13 protein-coding genes are annotated in these 20,575 nt (G+C 60.5%); 5 read left to right on the top strand and 8 right to left on the bottom strand.

Annotated elements, in window-relative coordinates:
* Positions 1 to 51: 51 nt before the first annotated feature.
* From AC1RO5_RS24255 to glnE, 8 genes are all read right to left on the bottom strand, one after another.
* Positions 52 to 1,503, bottom strand: coding sequence for a lipopolysaccharide kinase InaA family protein (locus AC1RO5_RS24255; RefSeq protein WP_493178065.1), 1,452 nt, complete (start codon positions 1,501 to 1,503; stop codon positions 52 to 54).
* Positions 1,503 to 2,255: a lipopolysaccharide kinase InaA family protein gene (locus AC1RO5_RS24250; protein WP_493178064.1), complete on the bottom strand. Its 753-nt coding sequence runs from the start codon at positions 2,253 to 2,255 to the stop codon at positions 1,503 to 1,505. The genes AC1RO5_RS24255 and AC1RO5_RS24250 overlap by 1 nt, the downstream gene beginning before the upstream one ends.
* A complete protein-coding gene (locus AC1RO5_RS24245) occupies positions 2,252 to 2,986 on the bottom strand; it encodes a lipopolysaccharide kinase InaA family protein (RefSeq protein ID WP_493178063.1) in 735 nt (244 codons plus the stop codon). Before AC1RO5_RS24245 ends, AC1RO5_RS24250 begins: the two co-directional genes overlap by 4 nt.
* Entirely contained in the window at positions 2,986 to 3,792 is an 807-nt protein-coding gene (rfaP, locus tag AC1RO5_RS24240; protein WP_493178061.1) for a lipopolysaccharide core heptose(I) kinase RfaP, read from the bottom strand. Before rfaP ends, AC1RO5_RS24245 begins: the two co-directional genes overlap by 1 nt.
* Positions 3,792 to 4,913, bottom strand: coding sequence for a glycosyltransferase family 4 protein (locus tag AC1RO5_RS24235; RefSeq protein ID WP_493178060.1), 1,122 nt, complete (start codon positions 4,911 to 4,913; stop codon positions 3,792 to 3,794). Before AC1RO5_RS24235 ends, rfaP begins: the two co-directional genes overlap by 1 nt.
* Positions 4,913 to 5,974 (bottom strand): lipopolysaccharide heptosyltransferase I, encoded by a 1,062-nt coding sequence (gene waaC / locus AC1RO5_RS24230; RefSeq protein WP_428631159.1) that lies wholly within the window; start codon positions 5,972 to 5,974, stop codon positions 4,913 to 4,915. Before waaC ends, AC1RO5_RS24235 begins: the two co-directional genes overlap by 1 nt.
* Position 5,975: 1 nt before the next feature.
* Positions 5,976 to 7,010 (bottom strand): lipopolysaccharide heptosyltransferase II, encoded by a 1,035-nt coding sequence (gene waaF, locus AC1RO5_RS24225; protein WP_018928560.1) that lies wholly within the window; start codon positions 7,008 to 7,010, stop codon positions 5,976 to 5,978.
* 199 nt (positions 7,011 to 7,209) lie between these two features.
* Positions 7,210 to 10,149, bottom strand: coding sequence for a bifunctional [glutamate--ammonia ligase]-adenylyl-L-tyrosine phosphorylase/[glutamate--ammonia-ligase] adenylyltransferase (gene glnE, locus AC1RO5_RS24220; protein WP_493178058.1), 2,940 nt, complete (start codon positions 10,147 to 10,149; stop codon positions 7,210 to 7,212).
* A 383-nt stretch (positions 10,150 to 10,532) separates the two neighbouring features.
* On the opposite strand from glnE, the gene aceE reads away from it, so the two are divergent.
* The 5 genes from aceE to msrA all read left to right on the top strand — a co-directional run bounded on the left by aceE (position 10,533) and on the right by msrA (position 20,472).
* Positions 10,533 to 13,178, top strand: coding sequence for a pyruvate dehydrogenase (acetyl-transferring), homodimeric type (aceE, locus tag AC1RO5_RS24215; RefSeq protein WP_493178057.1), 2,646 nt, complete (start codon positions 10,533 to 10,535; stop codon positions 13,176 to 13,178).
* A gap of 11 nt (positions 13,179 to 13,189) precedes the next feature.
* Positions 13,190 to 15,151, top strand: a complete 1,962-nt coding sequence (gene aceF, locus AC1RO5_RS24210; RefSeq protein WP_493178056.1) for a dihydrolipoyllysine-residue acetyltransferase — start codon at positions 13,190 to 13,192, stop codon at positions 15,149 to 15,151.
* Between the two features lie 281 nt (positions 15,152 to 15,432).
* Positions 15,433 to 16,827 carry an alkaline phosphatase D family protein gene (locus AC1RO5_RS24205; RefSeq protein WP_493178055.1) on the top strand — a complete coding sequence of 465 codons (1,395 nt, stop codon included), beginning with the start codon at positions 15,433 to 15,435 and terminating at the stop codon, positions 16,825 to 16,827.
* Positions 16,828 to 17,062: 235 nt separating this feature from the next.
* On the top strand, positions 17,063 to 19,756 hold the full coding sequence (locus AC1RO5_RS24200; RefSeq protein WP_493178054.1) for a putative bifunctional diguanylate cyclase/phosphodiesterase: 2,694 nt from the start codon (positions 17,063 to 17,065) through the stop codon (positions 19,754 to 19,756).
* A gap of 68 nt (positions 19,757 to 19,824) precedes the next feature.
* Positions 19,825 to 20,472, top strand: a complete 648-nt coding sequence (msrA, locus tag AC1RO5_RS24195; protein ID WP_018928566.1) for a peptide-methionine (S)-S-oxide reductase MsrA — start codon at positions 19,825 to 19,827, stop codon at positions 20,470 to 20,472.
* Positions 20,473 to 20,575 lie beyond the last annotated feature (103 nt).

Below are 20,575 nucleotides of genomic sequence, written 5' to 3'. Positions count from 1 at the left end.
GTTCAGCGCTAACCTTGTGGGAGCGTCCCGCGAAAGGGTCGAAGACCCGATTCAGGCAGCGCCGGAGATATCTTTGGGCAGACGCTGATCAATCACTTGGTACAGCGCACTGCTCTCGGGCCAGTTGCGCATGAACCGTGCCCGATCCCGCGCATACGCTGGGGCAAAGCTGCTGAGCGAACCATGCTGACACATCGAATCCAGGTCAATCAGCGCCCAGCGATCCTGTTGCCAGAACAAGTTATGGCCCTTGAAATCGCCATGGCTGATCCGCTCGCCAATCAGCTCGGCAAACAGGTAATCCAGAGCCTGCAGCTCAGCCTCTGGCGCGTCCCCGCTCTCAACGTACGGCGCAAAGCGCTCGATGATGTCTGGCCCCGGCAAATACTCGGTCACCAGGTACGCCCGACTGCGCAGCCAGAGAAAGCGCTTCTCCAGCAACGCCAAGGGTTTTGGCGTGGCAATACCGAGGAACGCCAGGCGATTGCCTTCGCGCCATGAGTGCCAGGCGCGGCTCGGGCGCCAGAAACGCTTGAACCAGTGGGCAAAGCCTTTGATGTTGTAACGCTTGACCACCAATGTGCGCCCGGCCACCTCGACCTTGCCGACGCTCGCCGCGCCGCCGGTCTTGTACAGATGACCCTGATCGAGCAAGGCATCGGCCTGTGCCAGCACCGGCAGCATCGCGGCCTCTTCCTCACGGCGAATCGCCCGCAAGCCGAACGCACCGCGCTGGACGCTGAACAGCGTGCATTCACGGCCGACCTTGATCAGAAAGTCCTTCAAGCGCCAGCGACGGACCTTGTCGATCTGTTTTTGCAACGCCTCCATCGGCAACGCGTGTTCGCCGTTACTCAGCAGGTAATACACCAACAACTCTTCGGTGAAGGGTTCCAGCACTTTGGGCAACTGGGCGAAAAACACCCCAAGGTTTTCCAGGACTTTCTGTTGCGACAGCGGCTTGCCCGCCGTTTCGACACAGATCCCGGCGCCATCGATCAAATACAACTGGCCGCCATGGCGCAGCAGGTTGTCCAGGTGCAGGTCTTCCTGCCACAGGCCTTTGCTGTGCAGTTGGCCGATGGCGCCCAACGCCTCGGCCAGCACCGCGGATTGTTCATCCGCCAATGCGGGCAAGTGTTCGACCTGCTTCCAGGCAACCCCCAGGCTCTCGGCGCCCTCAAGGAAATCGAACAACAGCCAACCGCCCTCGCCGTCCTTGAGGCCATCGGCCAATAACAACGGCGTGGTCAGCCCCTGAGCGGCCAGCAAACGCACGCCGTCCAGTTCACGTTGAAAATGCCGCGCCGCTTTGCCACCAACCAACAACTTGGCCAGCACCGGCCGGCCGCGCCAGACGCCAGCACCCACATAACGCTGCCCCGGCAACACCCGCAGCAGACTCAGCAGCTGCAAATCGGCAGGCCCCGCAGCATCGGCCAGTGGAATGCTCAGCGGCAGGCTCGGGCTGCGGCCGGCGTTTTTCAGTTCGGACAAACGCATCAACGCGTCTCCTTGTTACTGCGTCGCGCACTCAGGCGCGATACCCAACGGTCCACCCGCGAACTGTCCAGCGGCTGATCCAGATAAACCGCCAACAATTCGCGCAGCTGGCTGTCGCTCCATTCCGGCGCCCGACGCAGCAACGGCTCCAGGTCCTTGATCCGGTCACGCCGGCCGAAAAACAGTGGCCGGGTTTTTTCCAGGTCGATCAATTGCGCCTGATAGCCGTCGCCGGTGGCCTGAAGAAAAATGTGCTTGGGGTAGAAGCAACCGTGGACCTGGCGCCTGCCGTGCAGGCGTCGCGCCAGTTGCCCACAGGCCTTGAGAATAGCCGAGTGCTGTGTCGCGCTCAGCTCCGACCAGCGCTGCAACAGCGAATCCAGATCATCCCAACCGTCTAGCGCGTGAGTCAGCAGAATCGCCCGAACTTCGCCGTCGATTTTGCGCTCACCAAAAAACGCCGCCTGCAGCGCCGGAATACCCAGTGTCCGATAACGACTGATGTTGCGAAATTCACGGGCAAAACTCGGCTCGCCAAAGGGCGAATGCCGGGAGCGCGTCAGGTAGTTGCTCTGGCGCTTGAGGTAGTAGCCATGACCGTCCAGATCCAGCCGAAACACACTGCTCCAGCCACCCCGGCCGGTGTTGGGCTCGTCCACCGCATCGAGCTGTTTGGCCCAAAGTGCGTCGAAGGTGCCGAGACCATGACGCTCGAACAGCGCACGGTCTTCAGCAGCCAGAAAATCAGTCATTCGCGTCCCTCAAAAAATCTCACCACGTGCCGAATACGTTTCTTGTCCGCGGCATTGAGCCGGGCGCATTGGCGGTATTGCAGGTAAAAGCGCAGGCGCTGGGTGGCCGACAGGTGATACTTGGCGACCTTGTCGAGGCAGGCCAGGTCTTTGGTGATACGGTATTTGAGCCAGAAACCGCGCCAGAAATCGCCGTTGGGGCAATCGATCAGGAACAGCCGGGCCTCATCGTCGACCAACAGATTGCGCCACTTCAAATCGTTATGGGTAAAACGCTTGTCGTGCATGGTCCGGGTGTAACCAGCCAATTGGCGACTGACGGTATCGACCCAGGCGCGGTCCGCCAGCTTCGGATCATGCCGGTTGGCCAGGGCCGACAAGTCTTCGGTTTGCGGCAGTTCGCGGGTGATCATCGCCCCACGGGCGTACGTCACGCCGTGCCGCTCCAGCCCCCAGGCCACCACTTCGGCAGTGGGAATGCCCCACTTGGCGAAACGCTTGAGGTTTTGCCACTCGGCTTTGACCCGAGGTTTGCCCAGGTAGCGGCGCAGGCCTTTACCTGCACTGACGTAACGTTTGACGTAATAGTTGACACCGTTGCGCTGGACACGAATGACCTCGGACAGCGGATCGCAGGTCACTTGCTCGCCCGTGAGGGCAAACACCGCGTCAAGACTGCCGAAATCTTCTGCCAGATCGCTGTAGGCCGGTTCCAGTTTCCAACCTGGCATCAGAGCGCATCCCCGTATCGCTGTTTACGCTCGTAAAGCTTGTTGGCCTTGCCTTCGAGCCACGCCAGCAACCCGGCTTCCTCAACCAGAATCTGGCGCAGAGGCTGTTGGAAGTACCCCTTGAGGAAACGCAGTTTGTCGCGACGGGTCAGGCCAATGTCCAGCGCCGAAAAATACAGCGCCGCCAGGTCCTTGTTGCGCCAGCGCTGGGTAATCGTCGGACGGGTCTGGGCACGGTGAAGGTCGATCACCGACAACTTGAAATCATCGCAGGTCACCGGTTTATCAGTGTGCAGCAGGAAGTGGCAGATGTAGCAGTCGCGATGGTTGACCCCGGCGCGGTGCATCATGCCGGTCATGCGTGCGACTTCGGCGATCAGGGCGCGCTTGAGCTTTGGCTCCGGTGGGTGCTTGACCCAGTCGATGCTGAAATCTTCAAGGCTGACGGTGGGCGCCAACTCTTCGGTGACGATGAACGAATGCTGGTCCGCCGGGTTGCTGCCCTTTTCGCCGTATGCGACAGCAGTCATGGTTGGCACACCGACTTCTTGCAGGCGCTGAATGGCCTTCCACTCCTGGCCCGCGCCAAGCACCGGCAGCTTGGCGGTCAGCAGGTTCTTGAAAATCTCGCCCCAGCCGATGCCCCGATGGATCTTCACGAAGAACCCGTGACCGTCCACTTCAGTTCGCAGTGTCCGGCGCGCTTCGAGCTCGCGGTACACCTCACCCTTGAGGCCCTCGACTTCGGCGAACGGGTCGCGTCCGGCCCAGCGGCTCTTGAACGGTTCAGCCAGCATCAACTTCATTAAGCGTGCTCCGCCAGAATCACATCGGCCGCGTGCTGCGGCATGCTGTAGAGGTCGGCCGTCTCGGCGAAGGCCAGACCGTTGCGGCTCCAGGCCGCCCGTGCATCAGTGTCGTTCAACATGCCGGTCAGGTATTGAGTCAGTTGCGCCTGATCGAAAGGCTCGTCCAGCACCAGCCCCGCGTCGGCCTCGGCGATGTAATGGGCATAACCGCACACTGCGCTCACCAGCACCGGCAATCCGGCCACCAGGGCCTCAAGCAATACCGTCCCGGTGTTTTCGTTGTACGCCGGGTGGATCAGCAGATCGGCACCGAGCAGGAAACGCGGGATATCGCTGCGGCCCTTGAGGAACTGCACGTTGTCACCGAGCCCCAATGTGGCGCTCTGCAACTGGAATACTTTGGGGTCATCCTGGCCAATTACAAACAGCCGGGTGCGTTTTTTCAGCTCGGCGGGCAGCGCGGCCAGTGCCTTGAGGCTGCGGTCCACGCCTTTGGTCTTGAACCCGGAACCGATCTGCACCAACAGCAGCTCATCGTCTTTCAGGTTGAATTCGGCGCGGAACCCGGCGCGAATTTCATCCGCGTTCGCGGGGCGACGACGGTCCTGGGCGATGCCCGGTGGCAGCAGGTGGAAACGTTCGATCGGCGTGTCGTAATGCTTGATGAACAGCGGCTGCTGGACTTCGGAAATCATCAGCACGTCGGTCTTGGCATCTTTGGCGAACACCGCGCGTTCGTACTCGGCGAAGTGCCGGTAGCGGCCCCAGCGACGGTACAGCGAGTTGCGCAGGTTTTGCGCCTTGTCTTCGAAGCAGCCGTCGGCGGCGTAGTAAACGTCCAGGCCCGGCATTTTGTTGAAACCGATCAGGCGGTCCACCGGACGCTTGGCCAGATCGGCCTCCATCCATTCGGTGAGTTTCTCGTTGCGCCGATGATTGAAGAACGCCTTGACCGGCGCCACCAACACTTCGAAGCCCGGAGGGATGTCGCCCTCCCAGATCAACGTGTAGACACGAATTTGATGGCCGCGCTGCTGGCATTCAAGGGCGATGCGCATGAAGTCACGCTGCAAGCCGCCAAACGGAAAGTACTTGTACAGGACAAATGCCAATTGCATCAGCGCAGCTCCTCAGCCAGTAACAACGTGCTCAGTCGGCTCGCAACACGCTCGGGATTCAGACGCGTGAAGCACAGGGGCCACTCGCGTTTCAGGTCGAACCGACGGGCATCGTCGGCCGTCGGTTGATAGGTGCATTTCTTTTGCAGGCACGGTGCACAAGGGAAGTCGCTGGCCATGTGAATCTGCGATTTGCCGTAGGCGCCGGTCAGGCCCGGATTGGTCGGGCCGAACAGCGACAGGGTCGGCACGTCCAGCGCCGCGGCCAGGTGACCGAGACCGGTGTCCACCGCAACGCAGGCTTGCGCGCCGGCCAGGACTTTGCCGACACCCGCCAGGTTCAGCTTGGGCAGCACTTCGACGTGTTTCATGTCTTTGGCGATGCGCTCGGCGCGGGCCTTTTCGACCGGGTTGCCCCACGGCAGCTTCACCGCCACGCCGAGATACCCCACCCGCTCGGCCAGCTCGCGCCAATAGGCTTCGGGCCAGTGTTTGGTGTCCCAGGTGGTGCCGTGGAGAAACACCACGTACGGATTCTTGCGCGGCAATTCCACCAGCCGCTCGACGTTCAGGCCGTAATCACCCAGGCCTTTGGGCAGGTCGTAACCCAGGGCCAACGCGAACAGCTGACGCACTCGTTCAACCGCGTGCTGCCCACGGGCCACGGCCAGACGTCGGGAATAGAAGCGCGCGGCGATCGGTTCGCGGGCCGAATTCTTGTCCAGCCCGGCCACCGGGGCTTTGGCATAGCGAGTCAGCAGCGCACTTTTCAGCAGGCCCTGAGCATCGATCACCAAGTCGTATTTCGTCGCGCGAACGCTTTGCTTGAAGCGCTTCCACTCGCCACTTTTGATGGTCTGCCAGATGTTTTTGCGCCAGCGACGGATCGCCACCGGAATCACCTTGCCCACGGCCGGGTGCCAGGTCGGAATCTCGGCGAAACCTTCTTCCACCACCCAGTCGAACTTGATGCCGGGGATCGCCCGCGCCGCATCGGTCAACGCTGGCAACGCGTGAATCACGTCGCCCAGCGAAGAAGTCTTGATCAACAGTACCCGCAAACTATTTGACCTCGACCACAGTGCCCAGCAAACGCTGCAAGGCTTCGTTCACCGCTTTGGGCATGAGCTGGCGCAAGCAGTTGTAATGACCGAAACGGCAGGTGCGATCGAAGCACGGACTGCATTCGATGCCCAGGCGCACGATCTCGACATGCTCGGCCAGCGGTGGCGTGAAGCCCGGCGACGTCGAGCCGTACACCGCCACCAACGGGCGGTTCAGCGCGGCAGCCACGTGCATCAGACCGGAGTCGTTAGAGACCACCGCGTCGGCGCAGGACAGCAGATCGATGGCCTCGGCCAGGGAAGTGCCGCCACTGAGGTTCACCGACTCTTCACGCAACCCCGGAATCAACCGCCCACGAATGTCTTCACCCACCGCGTGATCGTTTTTCGAGCCGAACAGCCAGACTTGCCAGCCTTCACGAATCTTCGCCTCGGCGACCTTGGCATAGTGCTCGGACGGCCAGCGCTTGGACTCGCCGAACTCGGCGCCGGGGCACAGCGCCAACACCGGACGGTCAAGGGCCAGGCCGAACTTGGCCAGCGCGCCGTCGCGAGTCACCGGGTCGATCTGCAAACTCGGTCGTGGATAAGGTTTCGGCAGCTCGATGCCAGGCTCAAAGGCCAGGGCCATGAAGCGCTCGATCATCAATGGATAACGTTCTTTGTCGAGCGTGCGCACGTCATTGAGCAGGCCGTAGCGGAACTCGCCACGCCAGCCGGTGCGTTTCGGGATGCCGGCAAAAAACGGCACCAGGGCCGATTTCAGCGAATTGGGCAGCAGGATGGCCTGGTCGTACTGACCGGCCAGGGATTTACCGATGCGCCGACGCGTCGCCAGCTCCAGCACGCCGTGGCCGAGCGGGAAACTCAAGGCCTGGCGTACTTCGGGCATGCGCTCGAGGATTGGCCGGCTCCACTCGGGGGCCAGCACGTCGATTTCGCACTGCGGGTGGCGTTGTTTGAGACACTGAAAAAGTGTCTGCGCCATCACCATGTCACCGACCCAACTGGGCCCAACGATCAGAATTTTCATGTGGTTTCCAAAAACGAACCGGGGAGGCATACGCCTCCCCGCCTCGAGAATCCAGCACCTGCGGGGTGAGCCGCCAGGTCATTTGGACGAGCCGGTTGGGGCTCGTCGGATAAAATTAATACACATCCATGTCAGTTAGCATAAATCTCTGTGGACAGGGAGCTTGCTCTCTCGCCACAAAAGCCCGCCACAGTCAGCTTCAGCTTAACCCCAGCTCACGCCAGATCCGCATGACCTGCCGTCGCTCATCCACGAACTGGTCGCCCGGTATCACACCGGCATCCTTCTGCAAGGCCTCCCGGTGAGCGGCGGAGCGGTAGGCTTTATAGGCCTCACGCAACAGGCTGGCGTCTTCGGCAGGTATCAACCCTTCCTCCTCCAGCCCTTCCAGAATGCGGATATTGTCGGTATAGCGCAGCAATGACGGATGTGTTTCAGACCACGCCAGAGCCGCGTATTGCACCATAAATTCAATATCGACGATACCTCCAGCGTCCTGCTTGAGATCGAACGGCGCCGTGGCCTCGAAGGCATTTGCCGCCGTCCCCGCCGCAGTGCTCTTGCTGCCGAGATTATCGCGCATCTTGGCGCGCATCTCGCTGACCTCCTGGCGCAAGGTCGACAGGTCCCGCGATTTGGCCAATACCGTCGCGCGAACCTTCTCGAACGCCTGGCCGACATCCTGACTACCCACCAGCACCCGCGCCCGCACCAGCGCCTGGTGCTCCCAGGTCCAGGCCTCGTTCTCCTGATACCGGGCAAACGCCCCCAATGAACTCACCAGCAAACCGGAAGCACCGGACGGTCGCAGACGCATGTCCACTTCATACAGCTGACCGGAGTTGGTCTGGGCCGTCAGCAAGTGAATGATCCGCTGCCCGAGCCGGGTAAAGAACTGCGCGCCGTCGATGGGTTTCGGGCCGTCGGTTTCCGCTTGCGGATCCGCGTCATGGATGAACACCAGGTCCAGGTCCGAACTGTGCCCCAATTCCAGACCGCCGACTTTCCCGTAACCGACAATTATGAATCCAGGGTCGCATACGCTGCCGTCGGTGCGCAGCGGTGTACCGTACTTGGCCACCGTCTGGCGCCAGGCCAGGGCCAGCACTTGTTCGAGGATCGCTTCGGCGAGCCAGGTCAGGTAATCGCTGACCTTCATCAACGGCAGGCTGCCGGCGATTTCCGAAGCGGCGACGCGCAAGCGGTGCGCCAGTTTGAAATGCCGCAGGGCTTCCATTTGTTGTTCGAGGTCGTCTTCGGGAATCCGCGTCAGACGCTCGCGCAACTCGGCCGCCAGTTCCGGCGCCAGCGGCGGCTTGAATAGCCGGCCTTCGTTGAGCAATTCGTCGAGCAGCAACGGGAAGCGCGTAATCTGTTCGGCAATCCACGGGCTCGCCGCGCACAGTGTCAGCAGACGGCGCAGCGCACCGGGGTTTTCGGTCAGCAGCACCAGATAGGCGGAACGCCGCGCCACCGCCTCAACCAGTGGCAGCACGCGCTCCAGCACTAGATCGGGATTGGCGTGCTCCACGGCCTGGGCCAGCAAGCGCGGAATAAATGCATCGAGACGCTCCCGCCCCAGACGCTGCATGGCACGCAATTGCGGACTGCTGCGCAGACTGGCCAATGCTTTCAGCGCCTTGCCGGCATCGGCGAAACCGCCCTCTTCGAGTTGGCGGCACGCGGCTTCTTCGTCCTGGGCTTCTTCCCACAGCGGCAGCCATTCCCCGCCGACCACCACTTCGCTCTCGGTGCCTTGCTCTTCATCGGGATCGGCAATCACCTGACCAAAGTGCCAGGCCACCCGGCCACGCCAGTACATCAGTTGTTCGTGGAATGCCGTCCAGTTGGCAAACCCGAGCATAAAGGCAATGCGCGCCTGATCCTGCGCGCCGTCCGGCAACATCTGGGTCTGGCGGTCGGCAATCGCCTGAATCGCGTGCTCGGTGTAACGCAGGAATTCGTAACCTTCGCGCAGTTCACTGACCACCGCCGGCGGCAGGTAGCCCTGCCCCTCCAGGGTACTCAGTACTTTTAATAGAGGGCGCTGTTGCAGGCTCAGGTCGCGACCACCGTGAATCAGCTGGAAGGCCTGGGCGATAAACTCGACTTCACGGATGCCGCCAGAACCGAGCTTGATGTTGTCGGCCATGCCCTTGCGCCGGACTTCCTGCTGGATCAACTGCTTCATGGTGCGCAGCGCTTCGATGGCCGAGAAGTCCAGGTAACGCCGGTAAACGAACGGCCGCAGCATCTCGAGCAGCTGGGCGCCCGCCACCTGATCGCCGGCCACCACCCGCGCCTTGATCATCGCGTAGCGTTCCCAGTCGCGACCCTGATCCTGGTAATACTGTTCCAGCGCATTGAAGCTCAGCACCAGAGCGCCAGACGAACCGTAAGGCCGCAAGCGCATGTCGACGCGGAACACGAAACCGTCGACGGTCATCGGGTCCAGCGCCTTGATCAGACGCTGGCCGAGACGAATGAAAAATTCCTGGTTATCCAGCGAGCGTTTCACGCCGACGGTTTCGCCGCCCTCGGGGTAGGCGAAGATCAGGTCGATGTCCGACGACAGGTTCAGCTCCACCGCGCCGAGCTTGCCCATGCCGAGGATGACCATCTGCTGCGGCTCGCCGCTGCGCCGCCCGGTGGGCACACCGAACTGCTGGCAATGCCGCGAGTACAACCACTGATAGGCCTGATCGATGCTGGCATCGGCCATGTCCGAGAGGTCGCGACAGGTCTGCACCAGATCAGCCTGGCGAGTCAGGTCGCGCCAGATGATCCGCACCTGGTGACGATTACGCTGGCGGCGCAGGGCACGGCCTAGCTGGTCGTCGGTTTCGGCGGCGCTCACCGCCGTGGCGATCTGTGCGCACAACTCGCCCGGCGCCAAGGCGCGGTCCAGTTCGCCGGACTGCACCAGTTCCAGCAACATCAAAGGGTCACGCAGACTCTGTTCAATCACAAAGTCGCTGGCAGCGGTGACGCGGGCAAACTGCGCCCAGCGTTCAGGCGTCCAGGCAGACAGGCCATGGTCGTCGGGAAGAACCCCGACGGTCGTACGGAACGACTGCTCGGCGCGGGTGACAAACGGCAGGAGCCCATCGGGCAGTTCGGTAAGCGAAGGGAGGCTCATGGTCTATCCTTGGTCGGCGTGTGAAGGGCTGCATGTAGTGATTCGTGAAAACACGCTACGTGACTGACTGTCGAACAAAGGTTAGAAATAGCTGAAATTTCTTTATTTTTGGCAGCGATCATCAAGCTTCCACCTTTTTCGATTGGCAAAAGACCAACCTTAACGATTATTCTCACAACGCAGCCGGAGGCCACAAGCCAATCATCTGTAGTTTTACTACTCGTCTATACATTCGAAAGGCTGAAATGCCCGAAGATTTGTAGTAAAACTACACGCCGCCGGAACAACCTATCGGCAATCCAAGAATTTATATCGTCTGCCCACAAGGCCAGTCGCAAACTCAGGCAACCGATTCTGGAAGCCTTTCCGCCCTGGAGCAAGCCATGCAAGACCTCGATCCCGTCGAAACCCAGGAATGGCTGGACGCCCTGGAATCGGTTCTCGACAAAGAAGGCGAAGACCGTGCTCACTATCTGATGACCCGTATGGGCGAACTCGCAACCCGTAGCGGTTCGCAATTGCCTTACGCCATCACCACGCCATACCGCAATACCATTCCCGTTACCCACGAAGCACGCATGCCTGGCGACCTGTTCATGGAACGCCGCATTCGCTCGCTGGTACGCTGGAACGCGATGGCCATGGTGATGCGCACGAACCTGAAAGATTCTGACCTGGGCGGTCACATCTCCAGCTTCGCTTCCAGCGCAACCCTGTACGACATCGGCTTCAACTATTTCTTCCAGGCCCCGACCGACGAACACGGCGGCGACCTGATCTACTTCCAGGGTCACACCTCGCCAGGCGTTTACGCCCGTGCGTTCATGGAAGGCCGCATCACCGAAGACCAGATGAACAACTTCCGCCAGGAAGTCGACGGTCAGGGCCTGTCGTCCTACCCTCACCCATGGCTGATGCCTGACTTCTGGCAGTTCCCGACCGTATCCATGGGTCTGGGCCCGATCCAGGCGATCTACCAGGCACGCTTCATGAAGTACCTGGAGCACCGTGGCTTCATCCAGCCAGGCAAACAGAAAGTCTGGTGCTTCCTGGGCGACGGCGAGTGCGACGAGCCGGAATCCCTCGGCGCAATTTCCCTGGCCGGCCGCGAGAAGCTGGACAACCTGATCTTCGTCATCAACTGCAACCTGCAGCGCCTCGACGGCCCGGTTCGCGGCAACGGCAAGATCATCCAGGAACTCGAAGGCGTGTTCCGCGGTGCTCAGTGGAACGTGACCAAAGTCATCTGGGGCCGTTTCTGGGACCCACTGCTGGCCAAGGACGTCGACGGCATCCTGCAACGCCGCATGGACGAAGTCATCGACGGCGAGTACCAGAACTACAAAGCCAAAGACGGCGCGTTCGTGCGTGAACACTTCTTCAACACGCCAGAACTCAAGGCGATGGTTGCCGATCTGTCCGACGACGAGATCTGGAAACTCAACCGTGGCGGCCACGACCCGTACAAGGTCTACGCGGCGTACCACGAAGCGGTCAACCACAAAGAACAACCGACTGTCATCCTGGCCAAGACCATCAAAGGTTATGGCACCGGTGCCGGCGAAGCGAAAAACACTGCGCACAACACCAAGAAAGTCGATGTCGACAGCCTGAAGTTGTTCCGCGATCGTTTCGACATCCCGGTCAAGGACGAAGAGCTGGAGAACCTGCCGTTCTTCAAACCGGAAGAAGGCAGCGCCGAAGCCCGTTACCTGGCCGAGCGTCGCAATGCGCTGGGCGGTTTCGTACCTCAGCGTCGCGCCAAGAGCTTCAACATCCCGACCCCTCCACTGGACACCCTCAAGGCGATCCTGGACGGCTCGGGCGACCGTGAAATTTCCACCACCATGGCTTTCGTGCGGATCCTCGCGCAACTGGTCAAGGACAAGGAAATCGGCCCGCGCATCGTACCGATCATCCCGGACGAAGCCCGTACCTTTGGTATGGAAGGCATGTTCCGTCAGTTGGGCATCTACTCCTCCGTCGGCCAGCTCTACGAGCCAGTCGATAAAGACCAGGTGATGTTCTACAAGGAAGACCAGAAGGGTCAGATCCTCGAAGAAGGCATCAACGAAGCGGGCGCCATGAGCTCCTTCATCGCTGCCGGTACTTCGTACTCCAGCCACAACCAGCCGATGCTGCCGTTCTACATCTTCTACTCGATGTTCGGCTTCCAGCGTATCGGTGACCTGGCCTGGGCCGCTGGCGACAGCCGTACCCGTGGTTTCCTGATCGGCGGCACCGCAGGCCGTACCACCCTGAACGGTGAAGGCCTGCAACACGAAGACGGTCACAGCCACCTGCTGGCCGCGACCATCCCGAACTGCCGCACCTACGATCCAACCTACGGCTACGAGCTGGCGGTGATCATTCAGGACGGCATGAAGAAGATGACCGAAGAGCAACAGGACGTCTTCTACTACATCACCGTAATGAACGAGTCCTACCAGCAGCCAGCCATGCCGGCCGGTGCCGAAGAAGGCATCAAGAAAGGCATGTACCTGCTCGAGGAAGACACCCGCGAAGCGGCGCACCACGTTCAGCTGATGGGCTCCGGCACCATCCTGCGTGAAGTCCGTGAAGCAGCGAAGATCCTGCGTGAAGAGTTCAACGTCGGCGCTGACGTCTGGAGCGTTACCAGCTTCAACGAACTGCGTCGCGATGGCCTGGCCGTTGAGCGTACCAACCGTCTGCACCCTGGCCAAAAGCCTAAGCTGAGCTACGTGGAAGAGTGCCTGAACGGCCGTAAAGGTCCGGTCATTGCCTCTACCGACTACATGAAGCTGTTCGCTGAACAAATTCGTCAGTGGGTCCCGTCCAAGGAATTCAAAGTCCTGGGCACCGATGGTTTCGGCCGCAGTGACAGCCGCAAGAAGCTGCGTCACTTCTTCGAAGTAGACCGTCATTTCGTGGTGTTGGCAGCCCTGGAAGCCTTGGCTGACCGTGGTGACATCGAACCTAAAGTGGTGGCTGAAGCCATCGCCAAGTTCGGCATCAACCCGGAAAAACGCAACCCACTGGACTGCTGAGGAGACACTCTGTGAGCGAACTCATTCGCGTACCTGACATCGGCAGCGGTGAAGGTGAAGTAATTGAACTGTTTGTGAAGGTCGGCGACCGTATCGAAGCCGATCAGAGCATCCTGACGCTGGAATCGGACAAGGCGAGCATGGAAGTGCCTGCGCCTAAAGCCGGCATCATCAAGAGCCTGAAAGTGAAGCTGGGCGATCGCCTGAAAGAAGGCGACGAACTGCTGGAACTGGAAGTCGAAGGTGCTGCTGCGCCAGCCCCTGCGGCTGCCGCTGCGCCAGCTGCCAAAGCTGAAGCCAAACCGGCTGCCGCACCTGCGCCGGCGGCTCCTGCTGCCGCGCCGGCTGCTGCCAGCATTCAGCAAGTGCACGTGCCGGACATCGGTTCGTCGGGCAAGGCCCAGATCATCGAGATCCAGGTCAAGGTCGGCGACACCGTCGAGGCTGATCAGTCGCTGATCACCCTGGAATCCGACAAGGCCAGCATGGAAATCCCTTCGCCCGCCGCTGGCGTGGTCAAGGCCATCAGCGTCAAGCTCAACGACGAAGTCGGCACGGGCGACCTGATCCTGGCTCTGGAAGTGGCGGGTGCTGCGGCCCCTGCTGCTGCCGCGCCAGCCCAGGCTGCTGCGCCTGCTGCCGCTGCTCCGGCGCCAGCCGCCGCGGCTCCGGCTGCACCGGTTGCTGACAGCGTTCAGGACATTCACGTCCCGGACATCGGTTCGGCTGGCAAGGCCAAGATCATCGAAGTGCTGGTCAAGGCTGGCGACACCGTTGCCGCCGACCAGTCGCTGATCACCCTGGAATCCGACAAGGCGAGCATGGAAATCCCATCACCTGCCGCTGGCGTGGTGGAAAGCGTTTCCATCAAGCTGGATGACGAAGTCGGTACCGGCGACCTGATCCTGAAGCTGAAAGTCAAAGGCGCGGCACCTGCTGCAGCCCCGGCTCCGGCTGCTGCTGCTGCGCCGAGTACTCCAGCGCCTGCCGCTGCTGCTCCGGCTGCCGTCGCTCCTGCTGCTGCCCCGGCTGCTGCTCCTGCCAAGCCTGGCGCGAAAGTTCACGCTGGCCCTGCCGTGCGTCAACTAGCCCGCGAGTTCGGCGTCGAGCTGAGCGCCGTTGGCGCCAGCGGTCCGCACGGTCGCATCCTGAAGGAAGACGTGCAGGTTTACGTCAAGGCCATGATGCAGAAGGCCAAGGAAGCTCCGGCCGCTGCGGCTGGTGCAACCGGCGGCGCGGGCATCCCGCCGATTCCGGTCGTCGACTTCAGCCGCTTCGGCGAAATCGAAGAAGTGCCGATGACCCGCCTGATGCAGGTCGGCGCCGCCAACCTGCACCGCAGCTGGCTGAACGTGCCGCACGTAACGCAATTCGACTCGGCGGATATCACCGAGCTGGAAGCGTTCCGCAACGCCCAGAAAGCCGTGGCCGAGAAGGCCGGCGTCAAGCTGACCATCCTGCCGCTGCTGCTCAAGTCCTGCGCACACCTGCTCAAGGAACTGCCGGATTTCAACAGCTCGCTGGCACCAAGCGGCAAAGCGATCATCCGCAAGAAATACGTGAACATCGGCTTCGCCGTCGACACCCCGGATGGCCTGTTGGTACCGGTCATCAAGAACGTCGACCAGAAGAGCCTCCTGCAACTGGCCGCCGAAGCTGCTTCCCTGGCTGAAAAAGCCCGGACCAAGAAGCTTTCGTCGGACGAGATGCAAGGCGCCTGCTTCACCATTTCCAGCCTCGGCCACATTGGCGGCACCGGCTTCACGCCGATCGTCAACGCGCCGGAAGTGGCGATCCTCGGTGTTTCCAAGGCAACCATCCAGCCAGTCTGGGACGGCAAAGCCTTCCAGCCGAAACTGATGCTGCCGCTGTCACTGTCCTACGATCACCGTGTGATCAACGGCGCCGCTGCTGCACGCTTCACCAAGCGTCTGAGCGACCTGCTGGCGGACATCCGCACCATCCTGCTGTAACACCGACTGGCCCTCCCCTGGCGGAGGGCCAATCGCGTTCCACGTTTTCCGAGCGCCACGCTCGTACCTCAACCCCGTCGATTTGGCGGGGCTTTTTTTTGCCTGAAAAAAGCCCTCATTCGCACTTTATTCCTACATTCACGGCTTACGCCACCTACAACCCCAGTCCACTTCCGCCCGATATTTTTTCCAGCCAATAACTAGGCTTAGTTGGGAGATTTCTTATAGAAACCTCGACGACTTAATCTGCTTAGTTAGCATTACCTCGAATGGATTCGAACATGTTCAAACCAACTGTCGGCCCAATTATCGGCCACACCACAACTAACCATGCGCGTATTTTCTTGCGCGGTGAATTACAGAACGATGCCTTGGTATTTGCGGGCATCCGTTATCGACGCACCGGTGAGCAGTATTGGTCCAAAGGCGTATTTGCAAAACTGTCCGTCTTGCGCGACATGTCTGATGTGATTGCACTCAACGATCTGGCCACCGACACCGACTATGAATACCAGGCAGGCTGGTTCAGCCCCATGAACCCGGTGCATACCGTGGAGACGGTTCAGGAACTGCCGCTGCAATGGCCGCGGGAGATTTACCGCTTTCGTACACAGTCCAGCAAAACCACCCAGCCGCGGGCCTATGTCGTCGGCTCATGTCGTTACCTGCGAATGACCGCCGGCATTGCATCGACCCCGCAGTTGGGCGACCGGATTTTTGCCTCGATCAACAGCCTGGCGGACAGCGCCGAACCGCCCATCAGCGCCATGCTGATGACTGGCGACCAGATTTACGTCGATGACCTGAACCTCGTGGCCCCCGACCGGGAATACCAGGACATCCTCAAGAAGTACCGCACAGCCTTTTCGCAGCCTCACATCTCCAAGTTAATGTCAGGCATGCCGACTTATATGATCCTCGACGACCATGAAATTGAAGACAACTGGCCCGCCAATAAAAGCAAGGACGATGATCACTTATACAAAAATGCCATTGCAGCGTATGAGTTATATCAAGCCAGTCACAGCCCCACGTATGAACTGCTGGCCAATGGGCAAGTAAGCAGAAGACTGGAACAGTATTGGTATCAGTTCTCCGAGGGCGATATCGAGTGGTTTATCACCGACAGTCGAACCCGACGCAATCTGTCGGACAGTGACCGACGCATCCTTGACGAAGAACAGGAACAGGCGCTGCTCAAATGGCTGATCAATAGCCGGGCCCGGGTCAAATTCGTGGTCACCAGCGTCATGTTCTATCCCGACCGCAAACTAAACGGCGATGACGCCTGGAAAGCCTTCCCCGAGCAACGACTACGGCTGCTGGAGACGATTCGTACACGCGGTATCAAGAACGTCCTGTTCATTTCCGGCGATGTCCACGGCTCCCTCACCAGTCGCCTGACCCACAGCGAGAACCCGGATTTTGAAGTCCACACCATCGTGTCTTCACCGCTGTGCAACAGCAAATTGCTGCCGTACGCCAAGGCATCGACCTTCATCCTCGATCAAGCCCTGGCCCGAACAGCGGCGGGCGACTATCGGCATGAACTGACCAGCGAGGTGATCAGCCAGGACAACTTCGCGCATCTGATCGTCGAGGCCGAGCAGGTACGCGTCAATTATCACGATCGGGATGGCAAGCCATTGCAGTCGATCAGCATCAAATTGCGTTGACCCCTGGAGAAGATCGCAGCCTTCGGCGGCGCCTACGGGCTGCGATCTTTTGACCTGCAACATTACTTTTTGACGCCTCGCTGGAGAAAACTGCGCGTCTGCCGACATATTCTTATAGCACTTGGCCTTCATGTCTCTTGTCAGTCGGTGTCGCAATGATGCAACCTTGCCGCAGGCAACAGTAAAGAGGGCGAGAGCCCGGCGCGATCAGCATATTCGAAGCGAGTTTCCCTCAATGAAAAGCCAACCCGATGCCGCCAGCCGTATGGTGGCCGAGGTAGTGACGCAGTTGCCTGTGCCCTCGCGGCTCGGCATGCTGCGTTTCGAACGGCTGAATGAACCGAGCTGGGCGCTGCTGTTTCTCGATCCCAATTGCGAACGACAGTTCGGCCTGCCGGCGGTGGAGCTTTGTGCTCTGGTCGGTTCGCCCTACGCCAGCCTGATGGAACCCGAAGCACGTTATCAACTGCATGACACGATCCAGCAGCAACTCACCGAAAGCCCGCATTACCTGATCCGCTACACCTTGCACACCGCCGCAGGCGTTCTGAGCCTGCTGGAACTGGGCGAAGCTTACAAACAACACAATCGACACCTGCTACGCGGCTACCTGATGGTGGTGGACGGTCTGTTCGAAGGCGAACCGTTGCTGCCGGCGCTGGATCTGGAAACCCAGAATTCACGCCTGCAAATCGCCCTGGAACTCAATCAACGTGCCCAGCAGGAACAACTGCAGCATCTGGACCGGGTGCGCGCTCAGCAAGACCTGATCCTGCTGCTGACCCGCCAGCGCTACAGCACCAACAATTCCCTGCAAGAAGCTGCCGAACTGATCACCCGCAGCGCCTGCGATATCTACGAAATCGACTGCGCCAGCCTGTGGAACCTCGATGGCTCGCTACTGACGCCGATCTCGGCCTATCACCGCGCCACCCGGGGTCGCCAACTGCCGGAGCCGATCGACGCCAGTGGTTTTCCCGATTACCTCGACGCCTTGCACACTGGCCGCGCCATCGACGCCCACAACGCCATGCGCGACCCGCGCACCCGGGAAATCGCCGAGCACCTGCGCCCGCGCGACGTCAACGCCATGCTCGACGCCAGCATCCGCGTCGATGGCCAGGTGGTCGGCGTGCTCTGCCTGGAACAGATCGGGGCGACTCGCGCCTGGCAGTCGGACGAAATCGCCTTTGCCGGCGAACTGGCGGATCAATTCGCCCAAGTCATCAACAACCACAACCGCCGCACCGCCACCAGCGCCCTGCACCTGTTCCAGCGTGCTGTGGAGCAAAGCGCCAACGCCTTTCTGCTGGTCAATTGCGACGGCGTGGTGGAGTACGTCAACCCAAGCTTCACCGCGATCACCCAGTACACCACCGAGGAAGTCCACGGCCAGCGGCTGTCGGAGCTGCCGGCGCTGGAGAACCTCAGCGAACTGCTGTTCGACGCCCCATCGGCGCTGGCCAAGAGCAATAGCTGGCAGGGCGAGTTCAAGAGCCGGCGCAAAAACCTCGAACCCTACTGGGGCCAGTTGTCGATCTCCAAGGTCTACGGCGACAACCGCGAGCTGACCCATTACATCGGCATCTACGAAGACATCACCCATACCAAGCTCGCCCAGCAGCGCATCGAGCGTCTGGCTTACACCGATAACCTGACCAACCTCGGCAACCGTCCGGCGTTCATCCGCAACCTCGATGAGCGCTTCGCCCGAGACAGCGATACGCCGATCAGCCTGTTGCTGGTGGACATCGACAACTTCAAGCGGATCAACGACAGCCTCGGCCACCAGACCGGCGACAAACTGCTGATCAGCCTGGCGCGGCGCCTGCGCAACAGCCTGAGTTCGAGCGGCAGTCTGGCGCGTTTTGCCAGTAACGAATTCGCGGTGCTGCTGGACGACACTGACCTCTCGGCGGGCCAGCAGGTTGCCAATCAATTGCTGGCAACCCTCGACAAACCGATGTTCGTCGACAACCAGTTGATCAGCGTCACCGGCTCCGTGGGCCTGGCCTGCGCGCCGCTGCACGGCCGCGATCCACAGACACTGATGCGCAACGCCGGCCTGGCGCTGCACAAGGCCAAGGCCAACGGTAAACACCAGGTGCAAGTGTTCACCGAAGCGCTGAACGCCGAGGCCAGCTACAAACTGTTCGTCGAAAACAACCTGCGCCGCGCCCTGACTCAGAACGAGCTGGACGTGTTCTACCAGCCCAAGCTGTGCCTGCGCAGCGGTCGCTTGCTGGGCATGGAAGCGCTGCTGCGCTGGAACCACCCGGAAAAAGGCATGATCCGCCCGGACCAGTTCATCAGCGTGGCCGAAGAAACCGGCCTGATCATCCCGATCGGCAAATGGATCGCCCGCCAGGCCTGCCGCATGAGCAAGGATTTGACCGCCGCTGGCCTGGGCAACCTGCAAGTGGCGATCAACCTGTCGCCCAAGCAGTTCTCCGACCCGGACCTGGTGGCGTCCATCGCCAACATCCTCAAGGAAGAAGCGCTGCCGGCGAACCTGCTGGAGCTGGAGCTGACCGAGGGCCTGCTGCTGGAAGCCACCGAAGACACGCACTTGCAGCTCGATCAGCTCAAACGCTTGGGCCTGACCCTGGCGATGGATGACTTCGGTACCGGTTACTCGTCGCTCAGCTACTTGAAAAAATTCCCGATCGACATCATCAAGATCGATCGAAGCTTCATCCACGAAATCCCGGATAACCAGGACGACATGGAAATCACCTCCGCCGTGATCGCCATGGCCCACAACCTGAAACTCAAGGTCGTGGCTGAAGGCATCGAGACGGCCGAGCAGCTGGCCTTCCTGCGCCGCCACCGCTGCGACGTCGGCCAGGGCTACCTGTTCGACCGACCGATCCCGGGCTCCGAGCTGATCGAAAAGCTCAAACGCTACCCGCGCGGCCCAATCGCCTGACAGCGACGTAACACTCGGGCAAACTGGCAGTCTGTATTTACATCTCAACCTGACTGAGAGGACTGATCATGGTTCTGCGCTCGGAAATTCTGGTGAATAAAAACGTGCTCCCGACTAAAGAACAAGCTCTGCCTGGCCGCGAAACCCCGATCAAGGTTCCGGAGAAACACTTCGTCAACGGCAACCCGCTGCTGGGCCCGTTTCCGGGCAACGTAGAATTCGCAATCTTCGGCCTGGGTTGCTTCTGGGGCGCGGAACGTAAATTCTGGCAGCGCGAAGGCGTGTTCAGCACGTCGGTCGGTTACGCCGGCGGCTTCACACCGAACCCGACCTACGAAGAAGTCTGCTCGGGCCTGACCGGGCACACCGAAGTGGTACTCGTGGTGTATGAGCCGGAAAAAGTCAGCTATGAACAGCTGCTGAAAATGTTCTGGGAACTGCACAACCCGACTCAGGGCATGCGCCAGGGCAACGACATCGGCACCCAGTACCGCTCGGTGATCTACTGCACCAAACCGGAACAACTGGAAGCGGCGAAGAACAGCGCGAAAGTGTTCCAGGCGGAACTGACCAAGGCTGGCAAAGGCATCATCACCACCGAAATCGACGAAGCCCCGACGTTCTACTACGCCGAGGCGTATCACCAGCAGTACCTGGCCAAGAATCCTGAGGGGTATTGCGGGATTGGCGGTACTGGCGTGACGTGCCCGATCTAACACCTCACTGATCGTTCCCACGCTCTGCGTCACTAGTGTCCGGTAAAACCTTTTCAGAGCTGAAGGCTGCCTTGGGCAGCCTTCAGCTCTGTTCGCTTTTGCC

The sequence above is a fragment of the Pseudomonas sp. GW822-FHT02G04 genome, from assembly GCF_058802085.1.
This window is presented reverse-complemented; position numbering and strand designations above follow the sequence as displayed.